10 protein-coding genes are annotated in these 11,875 nt (G+C 73.4%); 4 read left to right on the forward strand and 6 right to left on the reverse strand.

Annotated elements, in window-relative coordinates; genetic code table 11:
- Positions 1-125: 125 nt before the first annotated feature.
- The 4 genes from trpB to lgt all read left to right on the forward strand — a co-directional run bounded on the left by trpB (position 126) and on the right by lgt (position 4,324).
- Positions 126-1,415: a tryptophan synthase subunit beta gene (gene trpB / locus ACFRFC_RS26860; RefSeq protein WP_382688686.1), complete on the forward strand. Its 1,290-nt coding sequence runs from the start codon at positions 126-128 to the stop codon at positions 1,413-1,415.
- Positions 1,412-2,245, forward strand: coding sequence for a tryptophan synthase subunit alpha (gene trpA, locus ACFRFC_RS26865; RefSeq protein WP_382688684.1), 834 nt, complete (start codon positions 1,412-1,414; stop codon positions 2,243-2,245). Before trpB ends, trpA begins: the two co-directional genes overlap by 4 nt.
- A gap of 188 nt (positions 2,246-2,433) precedes the next feature.
- Complete coding sequence (locus ACFRFC_RS26870) at positions 2,434-3,207, forward strand: DsbA family protein (RefSeq protein ID WP_382688682.1); 774 nt, start codon at positions 2,434-2,436, stop codon at positions 3,205-3,207.
- A gap of 100 nt (positions 3,208-3,307) precedes the next feature.
- A complete protein-coding gene (lgt, locus tag ACFRFC_RS26875; protein WP_382688681.1) occupies positions 3,308-4,324 on the forward strand; it encodes a prolipoprotein diacylglyceryl transferase in 1,017 nt (338 codons plus the stop codon).
- Between the two features lie 70 nt (positions 4,325-4,394).
- Here the strand turns inward: lgt and ACFRFC_RS26880 are convergent, their stop codons facing one another.
- The 6 genes from ACFRFC_RS26880 to ACFRFC_RS26905 form a co-directional block, all read right to left on the reverse strand.
- Entirely contained in the window at positions 4,395-5,261 is an 867-nt protein-coding gene (locus tag ACFRFC_RS26880; RefSeq protein ID WP_382688679.1) for an HpcH/HpaI aldolase/citrate lyase family protein, read from the reverse strand.
- Complete coding sequence (locus ACFRFC_RS26885) at positions 5,258-6,466, reverse strand: CaiB/BaiF CoA transferase family protein (protein WP_382688677.1); 1,209 nt, start codon at positions 6,464-6,466, stop codon at positions 5,258-5,260. The genes ACFRFC_RS26880 and ACFRFC_RS26885 overlap by 4 nt, the downstream gene beginning before the upstream one ends.
- A 14-nt stretch (positions 6,467-6,480) precedes the next feature.
- Positions 6,481-7,917: an ADP-ribosylglycohydrolase family protein gene (locus ACFRFC_RS26890; protein ID WP_382688674.1), complete on the reverse strand. Its 1,437-nt coding sequence runs from the start codon at positions 7,915-7,917 to the stop codon at positions 6,481-6,483.
- Entirely contained in the window at positions 7,905-9,080 is a 1,176-nt protein-coding gene (locus tag ACFRFC_RS26895) for an ADP-ribosylglycohydrolase family protein (protein ID WP_382688672.1), read from the reverse strand. Before ACFRFC_RS26895 ends, ACFRFC_RS26890 begins: the two co-directional genes overlap by 13 nt.
- 8 nt (positions 9,081-9,088) lie before the next feature.
- Positions 9,089-10,393, reverse strand: coding sequence for an ADP-ribosylglycohydrolase family protein (locus ACFRFC_RS26900; RefSeq protein ID WP_382688815.1), 1,305 nt, complete (start codon positions 10,391-10,393; stop codon positions 9,089-9,091).
- Between the two features lie 239 nt (positions 10,394-10,632).
- Positions 10,633-11,676: an ADP-ribosylglycohydrolase family protein gene (locus tag ACFRFC_RS26905; RefSeq protein ID WP_382688669.1), complete on the reverse strand. Its 1,044-nt coding sequence runs from the start codon at positions 11,674-11,676 to the stop codon at positions 10,633-10,635.
- Positions 11,677-11,875 lie beyond the last annotated feature (199 nt).

Genomic DNA, 11,875 nt, shown 5'->3' on the forward strand with positions numbered 1-11,875 from the left:
GCGGCGCACGGCACCGGATGTCGCGAGCCCCGCCCCGCCCCCCCCGCGGGCGGACGACGCCACTTCGCGGACCCGCCCCCACGGCGACTAGCGCATTTCCCACACACTCACCGTGAGGTACTGGCATGCCCAGCGACTACTTCATCCCTGACCCGGAGGGTCACCTCCCCAGCGCCGAGGGCTACTTCGGCGCCTTCGGCGGCACATTCATCCCGGAGGCCCTCGTCGCCGCCGTGGACGAGGTCGCCGTCGAGTTCGACAAGGCCAAGCACGACCCCGAGTTCGCCAGCGAGCTGGACGACCTGCTGGTCAACTACACCGGCCGTCCGTCGGCGCTCACCGAAGTACCCAGGTTCGCCGAACACGCCGGTGGCGCGACCGTCTACCTCAAGCGCGAGGACCTCAACCACACCGGATCCCACAAGATCAACAACGTCCTCGGCCAGGCCCTGCTCACCCGGCGGATGGGCAAGACCCGGGTGATCGCCGAGACCGGCGCCGGACAGCACGGCGTCGCCACGGCCACCGCCTGCGCCCTGTTCGGCCTCGACTGCACCATCTACATGGGCGAGATCGACACCCAGCGCCAGGCCCTGAACGTCGCCCGGATGCGGATGCTCGGCGCCGAGGTCATCTCCGTGAAGTCCGGCAGCCGCACCCTCAAGGACGCCATCAACGAGGCGTTCCGGGACTGGGTCGCCAATGTCGACCACACCCACTACCTCTTCGGTACGGTGGCCGGCCCGCACCCCTTCCCCGCCATGGTCCGCGACTTCCACCGGGTCATCGGCGTCGAGGCCCGCCGCCAGCTCCTGGAGCGCGCCGGACGGCTCCCGGACGCCGCCATCGCCTGCGTCGGCGGCGGCTCCAACGCCATCGGCCTCTTCCACGCCTTCATCCCCGACGCGGGCGTCCGCCTCATCGGCTGCGAGCCCGCCGGGCACGGCGTCGACACCGGCGAGCACGCGGCCACCCTCACCGCCGGGGAGCCCGGCATCCTGCACGGTTCACGCTCGTACGTCCTCCAGGACGACGAGGGCCAGATCACCGAGCCGTACTCGATCTCGGCCGGACTGGACTACCCGGGCGTCGGCCCGGAGCACTCCTACCTGCGCGACAGCGGACGCGGCGAGTACCGCGCGGTCACCGACGACGCGGCCATGCAGGCGCTGCGCCTGCTGTCGCGGACCGAGGGCATCATCCCGGCCATCGAGAGCGCGCACGCGCTCGCCGGGGCCCTGGAGGTCGGCAGGGAGCTGGGCAAGGGCAGCCTGATCGTGGTCAATCTGTCCGGGCGCGGCGACAAGGACATGGACACCGCCGCCCGCTACTTCGGCCTGTACGACACCGACGCCGACGCCGAGGTGGCCGCGGACGCCGCCGACACCGCCGAGATCGAGGGGGACGCCAAGTGAGCGGGAGCAGTGGGAGCAGCGGGAACATCCAGTTGCTGACGGACGCCCTCGCCGCCGCGAGGGCGGAGGGCCGGTCCGCGCTGATCGCCTATCTCCCGGCCGGGTTCCCGACCGTGGACGGCGGTATCGAGGCGATCCGGGCCGTGCTCGACGGCGGCGCCGATGTCGTGGAGGTCGGGCTGCCGCACAGCGACCCGGTGCTCGACGGCCCGGTCATCCAGACCGCCGACGACATCGCCCTGCGCGGCGGGGTGCGGATCGCCGACGTGATGCGCACGGTCCGCGAGGCCCACCGGGCCACCGGAAAGCCGATCCTCGTCATGACGTACTGGAACCCGATCGACCGCTACGGCGTCGAGCGGTTCACCGCGGAGCTGGCCGAGGCGGGCGGCGCGGGCTGCATCCTGCCCGATCTGCCGGTCCAGGAGTCCGCGCTGTGGCGCGAGCACGCCGCGAAGCACGGCCTGGCGACCGTCTTCGTCGTCGCGCCCAGCAGCAAGGACGCGCGGCTCGCCGAGATCACCGCGGCGGGCAGCGGCTTCGTCTACGCCGCCTCGCTGATGGGCGTCACCGGCACCCGCGCGTCCGTGGGCGCCCAGGCCGAGACCCTGGTCGGGCGCACCCGCGCCACCACCGACCTGCCGGTCTGTGTCGGGCTCGGCGTCTCCGACGCGGCCCAGGCCGCCGAGGTGGCGGGCTTCGCCGACGGTGTGATCGTCGGCTCGGCCTTCGTCAAGCGGATGCTGGACGCGCCGGACCACCCGGCCGCCATCGCGGCGGTCCGGGAACTCGCCGGGGAACTGGCGAAGGGCGTGCGCGGGCAGGTGTAGGGCCGCCGGAGTCGGCCCTGGGGCTGCGCCCTCCCTGGGGTTGCCCCGGCCGCCTGACCGGCAGGGGACAGCGGGACATTTCCTGCCAGATCCCTGTCTCATTCCTGTCGGATTCGTGCCAGGTCACTCGAACGGGTGGACCTGGGGCCGGGGAGGCGCTGGGCGCCTCCCCGGTTCGTTTCCGGGGTGTGAGCGAGAAGAACCGTGACGGAAAGCGCACCGCCCGTGAGCGGCTGGCGGTGGAGCGTGAGAAGCAGAAGGCCGTGGACCGGCGCAGGCGCACCCTGATCGTCGGTGCGAGCGTGGTCTGTGTGCTGGGCCTGGCGGCGGTGATCGGCGTGGTCGCCGCCAACGCGGGAAAGGACACCGGCGGCAGCGCGGGCCCGGTGGTCGCCCCCTCCGGCGCCCAGGGCGAGGACGGCCTGGCCATCCCGGTCGGCGAGCAGAGCGCCAAGTCGACGCTCACCGTCTGGGAGGACTTCCGCTGCCCGGCCTGCAAGTCCTTCGAGACGACCTACCGCCAGACCATCCACGAGCTGACGGCCGCAGGCCAGCTCAAGGTCGAGTACCACCTGGCGACGATCATCGACGGCAACATGGGCGGCACCGGCTCCCGCAAGGCCGCCAACGCCGCCGCCTGCGCCCAGGACACCGGCAAGTTCACCGCGTACCACGATGTGCTGTTCGACAATCAGCCGCCCGAGACCGATGACGCCTTCGCCGACAACGGCAAGCTGATCGAGCTGGCCGGGAAGGTCGACGGCCTCGACACCCCGGCCTTCCGCACCTGCGTCCAGGACGGCACGCACGACGCCTGGGTGGACAAGTCCAACGCCGCCTTCAGCAGCGGCGGCTTCACCGGCACCCCGACCGTCCTGCTCAACGGCACCAACATCTACCAGGACCAGAGCATGACCCCGGCCAAGCTGAAGCAGCTGGTGCAGGAGGCCGACAAGGGCTGATCCGGCGGCGGGCGGCCGGGCCGGGCGCCCGCCTGTTATGCACCCGTAGCCGGGGCGGCTTGCCGTGCGGCCCGTCCGGCACGGTAGCGTCGTCCTTGCCATGGAAATTGCCTACATTCCCAGCCCGTCGCGCGGAGTGCTGTATCTCGGCCCCATTCCGCTGCGCGGCTACGCGCTCTGCATCATCGCCGGTGTCTTCGTGGCCGTCTGGCTCGGTAACCGGCGCTGGATCGCCCGCGGCGGCCGGGCCGGCACCGTGGCCGACATCGCGGTCTGGGCGGTCCCGTTCGGCCTGATCGGCGGCCGGCTCTACCACGTGATCACGGACTACGAGCTGTATTTCAGCGAGGGCCGTGACTGGGTCGACGCCTTCAAGATCTGGGAGGGTGGCCTCGGTATCTGGGGCGCGATCGCGCTCGGCGCGGTCGGCGCCTGGATCGGCTGCCGCCGCAGGGGCATCCCGCTGCCCGCCTACGCCGACGCAGTCGCCCCCGGGATCGCCCTCGCCCAGGCCATCGGCCGCTGGGGCAACTGGTTCAACCAGGAGCTGTACGGACGCGAGAGCGATCTCCCGTGGGCGCTGCACATCACGTCCTCGGCGGACGGCCGGGTCCCCGGCTACTACCAGCCGACGTTCCTGTACGAGTCCCTGTGGTGCATCGGCGTCGCCGTGCTGGTCATCTGGGCCGACCGGCGCTTCAAGCTGGGCCACGGCCGGGCCTTCGCCCTGTATGTCGCCGCGTACTGCGCGGGCCGCTTCTGGATCGAGTACCTGCGCGTCGACGACGCCCACCACATCCTCGGCCTGCGGCTGAACAACTGGACCGCGCTGGTGGTGTTCATCCTCGCGGTGGTCTACATCGTCGTCTCGGCGAAGAAGCGGCCGGGCCGGGAGGAGATCGTCGAGCCCGGCGCGTCCGACGGCGACGGGCCCGGTGATGCCGGGCAGACCGCCATCGGGGAGAGCGACGCCGAGGGCAAGGATCCGGAGGACAAGGCTTCCGAGGACGCGTCCAAGAATGCCTCGAAGGATGACTCGGAAAGTGCTCCGGCGGGGTCCGACGGCAGGGAAGAGGTCGCCGCCGATGCCCCCGGCGATCCGCTGAAGAAGAGCTGACGGCAGGTTCTACGACGGTCAGGGCGCCCCGGGATTCCGGGGCGCCCTTCGTTGTGTGCGGGCGGGTGGGCTAGCGGCGGTGGGCCAGGGACAGGGTGCGGTGGGCCTGGGCCGTGACCGCCGGGTCGATGAAGGTGCCGTCGGGGAGCGACTGGGCGCCCTTCCGGCGGGCCGCCGCCGCGGCGATCGCCTCCGCCTGTTCGATCTCCTCGGGGGTGGGGAGATAGGCGCGGGCGATGACCGGGAGCTGGCGGGGGTGGATGGCGGCGCGGCCCAGGAAACCGAGGGCGCGGCCGTGGGCGCAGGTGGCGGCCAGGCCGGTCAGGTCGCGGGTGTCGGGGTGGACCGACTGGGGCGGGGGTGGCAGGGCGGCTGCCCTGGCCGCCACGACGACCCGGGAGCGGGGCCAGTCGAGAGCGCTGTCGTCGCGGACTCCGAGGTCGGCGCGGAGGTCCGCCTCGCCCAGGGCGAGGCCCGCCACCGCCGGGTGGGCGGTGGCGATGGCGTAGGCGTGTTCGATGCCTAGGGCCGATTCCAGGAGGGGATGGAGGGGCGGGGTCCGCCCTTCGGCGGCGGTGGTCCCGGCGATCCGGACGAGCTGGGCCGGTGCGGTCACCTTCGGCAGCCGCAGGGCCGCGAGGCCGGGAAGGGCGGCGAGGGTCTTGAGGTCCAGGGCGGCCCAGGGGCCGTCGAGGGCGTTCACCCGGACGTGCACCGGGACCGGCGGCGGGTCGGCCAGCAGGTCGGCGGTGGCGGCCCTGGCGTACTCCTTGCGGTCGGGCGCGACCGCGTCCTCCAGGTCGATCACCACCACGTCGGCGCCGCAGGCGAGGGCCTTGGCGACTCTCTCCGGGCGGTCGCCGGGAACGTACAGCCAGGTCAGCGGGGGTACGGGGGGTTCAGGGATGTCGGGGATCTCAGGGATCCCGGGGGTCATACGGCGCCCTCTGCGCGTAGGGCGGTGAGGTCGGACGGGGTCAGGCCCAGGTCGGTGAGGACGGTGTCGGTGTCGGCGCCGTGCGGGCGGCCCGCCCAGCGGATGGCGCCGGGGGTCTGCGAGAGGCGGAAGAGGACGTTCTGCATGCGCAGGGGGCCGAGGTCGGGGTCGTCGACGGTGGTGATGGTGTGGAGGGCCGCGTACTGCGGGTCGGTCATCACATCCCGTACGTCCTGGATGGGGGCGATGGCCGCCTCCGCCTTCTCGAAGGCGGCGAGGACCTCCGAGCGGGGGCGGGCGGCGATCCAGGAGCCGACGGCCTCGTCCAGGAGGTCGGCGTGGCGGGCCCGGTCGGCGCCCGTGGCGAACCAGGGCTCGTCGATCAGATCCGGGCGGCCGACCAGCCGCATCACGCGCTCGGCGACCGACTGGGCGGAGGTGGAGACGGCGACCCAGGTGCCGTCGGCGGTGCGGTAGGTGTTGCGCGGGGCGTTGTTCGCGGAGCGGTTGCCGGTGCGCGGCTGGACGTGGCCGAGCTGGTCGTACCAGGTGGGGTGCGGGCCCAGGACGGTCAGGATCGGCTCGATCAGGGCCATGTCCACGACCTGGCCCTGTCCGGTGCGGTCGCGGGCGGCGAGCGCGGTCAGCACCGCGTACGCGGTGGCCAGGCCGGTGATGGAGTCGGCGAGGCCGAACGGCGGGAGGGTCGGGGGCGCGTCGGGTTCGCCGGTGATCGCCGCGAAGCCGCTCATGGCCTCGGCGAGGGTGCCGAAGCCGGGGCGGTGGGCGTAGGGGCCGAACTGGCCGAAGCCGGTGACGCGGGTGAGGACCAGACGGGGGTTGGCGGCCGACAGCTCCGGCCAGCCCAGGTCCCATTTCTCCAGGGTGCCGGGGCGGAAGTTCTCGATGATCACATCGGCGGAGGCGGCCAGGCGCAGCAGGGTGCGACGGCCGCCGGGGCGGGAGAGATCGAGGGTGATCGTGTGTTTGTTGCGGCCGAGGAACTTCCACCACAGGCCGATGCCGTCCTTCGAGGGGCCGTGGCCGCGTGACGGGTCGGGTGTGGTGGGGTGCTCGACCTTGATGACCTCGGCTCCGAAGTCGCCGAGGAGGGTGGCGGCGAGGGGACCGGCGAAGAGGGTGGCGAGGTCGAGGACGCGGAGGCCGGTGAGGGGGGTGGGGGTGGTGGGGGGTGTGGGGGACATGGGTGGGGCGTCTCCTAGCGGGAGAGGTCGGCCGTGAGGTCGGCCAGGGTGTCGAAGCCGGTGCCGTTGAAGTCGGCGATGGAGGTGGCGAGGCGGTTCTTGAGGGGGGCGGTCCAGCGGTCGGGGAGCGCGGTGGGGGAACCGGCCAGCAGGGCGGCGATGCCGCCGGCGGTGGCGCCGTTGGAGTCGGTGTCCCAGCCGCCGGAGACCACGCGGCCGATGGAGCCGGTGAAGTCGCCGTCGGCGTGGGTGAGGGCGGCGGCGATCAGGGCGGTGTTGGGGATGGCGTGCACCCAGTGGTAGGGGGCGTGGCGGGTGTGGAGTTCGTCCACGACCGTGTCGAAGTCGTCGTGGGTCTTTGCCAGTCGGATCGCGTGGGTGACGGATTCGGCCAGCCGGGAGCGGGGTGGGATCACCGTCAGGCCGGTGCGCAGACTGGTGTGGATGTCGGCGGTGCCGGTGGCGGCGGTCGCGATGGTGGCGGCGGTGAACATGGCCGCGTACACGCCGTTCGCGGTGTGGGTGAGGGTGGCGTCGCGGTGGGCCTGGGCGGCGGCGGACTCGGGGGCGCCGGGGTTGGTCCAGCCGTGCACGTCGGCGCGGATCAGGGCGCCGATCCATTCGCGGAAGGGGTTGCGGTGGCGGGCGGTGTGCGGGGGTTCGATGCCGGTGAGGAGGTTGCGGTAGGCGACGCGTTCGGCGGTGAAGGTGCGGCCGGCGGGGAGTTCGTCCAGCCAGAGGCGGGCTACGTCGGTGGTGGTGAAGGTTTTGCCGTGGCGTTGCAGCAGGAGGAGGTTGAGGAGGGGGTAGTTGAGGTCGTCGTCCTCGGGCATGCCGTCGATGTTCTCGGCGAGGGAGGTGGGGGCGGAGCGGCGGTTCCAGGGGTGTTCGGCGAGGAGGGCCTGGGGGACGCCCCTTGCGGTGAAGTAGGTGGTGAGGGGCCAGTTGCCGGTGGATTTCGCCAGTTGGCGGATGGCGGTGAGGGGGAGTTTCTCGACCGGTTTGCCCAGGAGGCAGCCGGCTGCTCGGCCCAGCCAGGCTGCGTGTAGGCGGGTGCGGTGGGTGGGGGTTGAGGTCGGGGGGATTTCGCTCGCCCGCGCTTGCGGGGTGCCGCTGCGCCCACCCTCCCCCACGCTCGGCTTCGCTCGCGCGGGGGGACCCCCATCGCCCCAGCGGCACGACTGCCCGCAGCTGAGGCGGATGGCTTCCAGGTTCGTTGGCTCGTCCAGGGTGCTGGGGAGGTCTGCCAGTTCGTCCAGGAGGTCGGTGGCCAGGAGGCGTAGGTAGCGGGTGGACGGGGTGGGGGAGGCGCCTGCTCGGGTGGGGGGTGGGGGGCCGCCCGCCGCGCGCCAGCGTGCGGCGATCTTCGAGGGCTCGCGGCCGTCCTGGGTCGCCTGGTGGAGTTCATGGCCGATCAGGTCCTCCGGCTGGACCCAGGTCACGCGGAGCATGCGGTGCCTCCCAGCGCGGTGAACGACTGCTCATGGGTACGCCGCCGCAGTACGTCCTGCTGGAAGATGTGGCGGGTCACCTCGGTGAGCGTGCGGGCCGGTTCCCACAGGTCCAGGCGGCTGGCCTCGGCGACGGTCTTCGCCCAGTCCTCGGGGACCGGGGAGCCGAGGGCGCCCGCCAGCGCGCCGGCCATGGTGGCGATGGAGTCGCAGTCGCGGCCGTAGTTCACCGAGCCGAGGACGGCCCGGCGGTAGTCGCCGGACGCGACCAGCAGCATGCCCAGGGCGATGGGGAGTTCCTCGATGGTGTGCAGACGGGACGGGCGGCGGGCGCCGAGGGAGGGGGCGCGGTAGTCGGGGCCGACCGTGTCGTAGGGGGTGACCGCCTGGCGTAGGGGAGTAAGGGCCGACTCGGTGTCCTGGTGGCGTGACGCCTCTTCGCAGACCGCCTCGATCGCCGCCCGCGTGCCGTCCTTCGCGAGGGAGAGACAGGTGGTGATCACCGAGTCCGGACTCGCGCCCGGCACGCAGGCCGCCGCCACCGCCGCCGCGAACACGGCCGCCGCCTCACGGCCGTACGACGACTGGTGGGCGCCCGCGATGTCCAGGGCCTCGGTGTACGCGCCGTGCGGGTTCGCCGCGTTGACCAGGCCGACCGGTGCCATGTACATCGCGGCACCGCAGTTGACGATGTTGCCGACGCCCGCCTCGCGTGGGTCGACATGGCCGTAGTGGAGCCGGGCCACCAGCCATTTCTCCGCGAGGAAGACGCGTTGCAGGGGGAGGGCCTCGGCTTCCAGTTCCGGGATCCAGCGGGGGGTGGTCATCAGGTCCGGGACCAGGTGGTCGGCGATCGCGTACGCGTCGAGGTGGTCGCGGACGCGGGCGTAGACCCGTACCAGCGCATGGGTCATCAAGGTGTCGTCGGTGATGTGGCCGTCGCCCTTGTGGTACGGGGCGATGGGGCGGGCCGTGCGCCAGGCGTCGCCGTTCCAGGGGCCGACGACGCCGTGGATCCGGCCGCCGTGGCGGTCCAGGATCTGCTCGGGGGTGTAGCCCTCGACGGGGCCGCCGAGGGCGTCGCCGACGGCGGCGCCCACCAGGGCGGCGGTGATGCGATCCGAGAGGAGCGGGCTCTGGCTTTCGGATTCTTTGGGCGTCATGCCCCGAATCATCCTCCTGGCGGGGGCGGTTGTACCGCTTCCAGGAGTTCGGCGAGTTCTACGAGGTCGGTGCCGGTGAGGCGGGGGAGGGCGCAGCCGGAGAGGGTGCGGCAGGTGTCGCGCCAGGACGCCGGGATCGCGGCGCCGCCGCCGAGCGCGCCGGTGAGCGCCCCGGCGAGCGCGGGCGCGGAGTCGGCGACGCGGGACAGGCAGGCGGCGGCCGGGATGGCGGCGGCGATCCTCCCCCGGGCGGCGGTGGCCAGGGCGAGGGCGACCGGGACGGTCTCGGCGGCGGCGATGCCGTAGCTGTAGACGTGGTCGACGATCTGGTGTTCCAGGAGGGGGACCAGGGTGAAGGCGTCGTCGGCGGTGCGGGCGAGGTCGAGGGCGTGGCGGGCGTTGCGGCCGATCTCGGTCGCCGCGGGGAGTTCGGCGAGGGCGGCGCGTACGCAGGTGTCGACGTCCGCGCCGGTCAGGGCGAGGGAGAGGGCGGCGGCCATCGCGCGGGCGCCGTGGACTCCGTCGCCGTCCTGGGTGTAGCGGGCGTCGAACTCGGCGAGGTCGGCGGCGAGTTCGGGGTCGCCGGGGTGGGCCACCGCCAGGACGCAGGCGCGGATGCAGGCGGCGTCGTCGAAGTAGTGCGGGTTGTCGTGGCCGGTGGCCGGGGGTCGCAGGCCGGCGGCGAGGTTGCCGAGGCCGGCGCGGACGGAGATGCGGGCGCGCAGGGGGAGTACGGCGGACTCGACCTCGGGGGCGCGGTCCGCTGCCGCGGCGACCTCGCTGGCGATCGCGTTCCAGGTGAGGTCGATCGCGGCGCGCATGCGGCGGGCCCGGCTGAGGTCGCCGAGGACCGTGTCGTCGCCGGCGCGCAGGACCGCCTCGGCGGCGAAGGCGGCCCATTCGGCGTCGTCGGAGGGGCCCAGGCGGAGGGGTTCGGGGGGCTGGTTGAGGGCGATGGGGACGGGGAGGGTGGTCGTCGCGTTGTGTTCGGCGAAGGTGTCGAGTTCGCGGGTGAGGCGGCGGGTCCATTCGGGCATGCGGGCGGCGCGGTGGCGGGCGGCGGGCCAGCCCGCGGCGTCGCCTGCGGCTAGGCCGAGGAGGAGGCCCTCGATCTTGCGGGTTGGCTCCGCCGGGGGGCGGGTTGGCTGCGTCGGGGTGCGGTTCGGCTGCGCCGGGGTGCGGGTGGGCTCCGCCGGGGTGCGGCTCGGCTGCGCCGGGGTGTGGGTGGGCTCCGCCGGGGTGCGGGTCGGCTCGGCGGGGGTGTCGGGCGGCTCCGTCGGGGTGTCGGTGGCCTCGGCTTCGCCTTCGGCCAGGTGTTTCCCACCCGCACCGCCCGTGCGGCTTTCGTCGTCGGGTGCGGGTGGCCCCGGTGGGGGACTCCCGCCGTCGGCGGCTGTCCGTTCCGTGTCCGGGCCCGCCGTTCGTTCCGGCTGTGGGTCTGCCGTTCGTTGCGGCTGTGGGTCTGCCGTTCGTTCCGGCTGTGGGTACGGGACCGTCGTGCCGTTCGTGCCGTTGATTCCGTTCGTTGCCTCGTGCCACGGCGCCGGCGGGGTCATGCCACCACCTCCGCTTCGACGGGAACCGCGCGGTCGTGTCCTTGGGTCTCCGGCGTCAGCAGGTCCGCCACCTCCAGTACGTGGTGGCCCGCCATCGACGGCAGGCAGCTGCCGCGGGCCGGGGCGATGGCCTTCGCCCAGTCGGGGGGGATCGCCGACAGGCCCTGGGTGGCGCCCGCCAGCGCGCCCGCGACCGCTGCCGTGGTGTCGGCGTCGCGGCCCATGTTGACGGCGGTCAGGACCGCCTCGCGGAAGTCGCCGTCGGCCGCCGCGTACGCGCCGAAGGCGAGGGCGACGGCCTCGGGGGCGAGGTCGGTCCAGGGGTAGCCGCCGATGACGACGGCGGAGCGGACGGCGCGTTCGCCGCGGTGGGCGACCGTCACCGCCCGCCGCAGGGAACGCGCGGTCCAGGAGTCGTCGGGGATCACGGCGAGCGCGGCGGCGACCACGGCGATGACGGGGGCGCCCGCCATGGCCGCGGCGACCCCGGCCGCCACCGCCTGGCCCCCGTAGATGCCCTCGCCCTCGTGGCTGACGGCGCCGTCGATGGCGACCAGCCGGGCCGCCTCGGCGGGGCGGCCCGCGGCGAAGACACCGAAGGGCGCCGCCCGCATCGCGAGCCCGTCGCTCCAGGCGTGCCGGTGCTGCGCGGAGATGGGGGCGGCCAGGCCCCGGCGGAGGTTCTCCAGGGTGCCGCGCTCGCTGAAACCGGCGCCGCGGAACGGGCCCTCCGCGCGGTCCGCGATCCAGGCGTGCCAGGCCGCCTCCACATGGGCGGCGGTGAGCGCGGAGCCGTGCCGGGCGAGCAGCAGACCGGAGAAGATCGCGTACTCGGTGTCGTCGGTACCGGCGGGGCGGTCGACGACGTACCCGGTGATACGGCCCCAGCGGGCCCGGATCTCGGAGGGCTTCAGGTTCTCCGCGGGGGCGCCGAGGGCGTCTCCGACAGCCAGTCCGAGCAGTGCGCCGCGCGCCCGCTCACGGAGTCCGGCGGCGTCCCCGGGGGCCGGGACCGAGGGAACGCAGGCGATCGATGCCATGGCGGACTCTCCTCTCAGGGCTCACGGAAACCGGAACCCATTTGCGGAACTGTCCCCGGTGCGTCCGCCGCCGCAAGCCTCCCGACCCTCAGCATCACCCGGTCGACATGTGAGCGGCTTATGAATCGGATGAGCGGGAGTGGTAAAGCCGCAGGTTAGGGCATGCTTTCCTTGCTGGCGAGGGGTGGGTTCGGCGCGT

The organism is Streptomyces sp. NPDC056734, from assembly GCF_042790455.1.
Taxonomy (GTDB): Bacteria; Actinomycetota; Actinomycetes; order Streptomycetales; family Streptomycetaceae; genus Streptomyces.

Bases quoted from the DNA above. Each gene is read 5' to 3' on its own strand.
- lgt (WP_382688681.1), top strand. From the start codon at position 3,308: ATGGAAATTGCCTACATTCCCAGCCCGTCGCGCGGAGTGCTGTATCTC.
- ACFRFC_RS26890 (WP_382688674.1), bottom strand. From the start codon at position 7,917: ATGCTCCGCGTGACCTGGGTCCAGCCGGAGGACCTGATCGGCCATGAA.
- ACFRFC_RS26885 (WP_382688677.1), bottom strand. From the start codon at position 6,466: ATGTCCCCCACACCCCCCACCACCCCCACCCCCCTCACCGGCCTCCGC.
- ACFRFC_RS26895 (WP_382688672.1), bottom strand. From the start codon at position 9,080: ATGACGCCCAAAGAATCCGAAAGCCAGAGCCCGCTCCTCTCGGATCGC.
- ACFRFC_RS26880 (WP_382688679.1), bottom strand. From the start codon at position 5,261: ATGACCCCCGGGATCCCTGAGATCCCCGACATCCCTGAACCCCCCGTA.
- trpB (WP_382688686.1), top strand. From the start codon at position 126: ATGCCCAGCGACTACTTCATCCCTGACCCGGAGGGTCACCTCCCCAGC.
- ACFRFC_RS26905 (WP_382688669.1), bottom strand. From the start codon at position 11,676: ATGGCATCGATCGCCTGCGTTCCCTCGGTCCCGGCCCCCGGGGACGCC.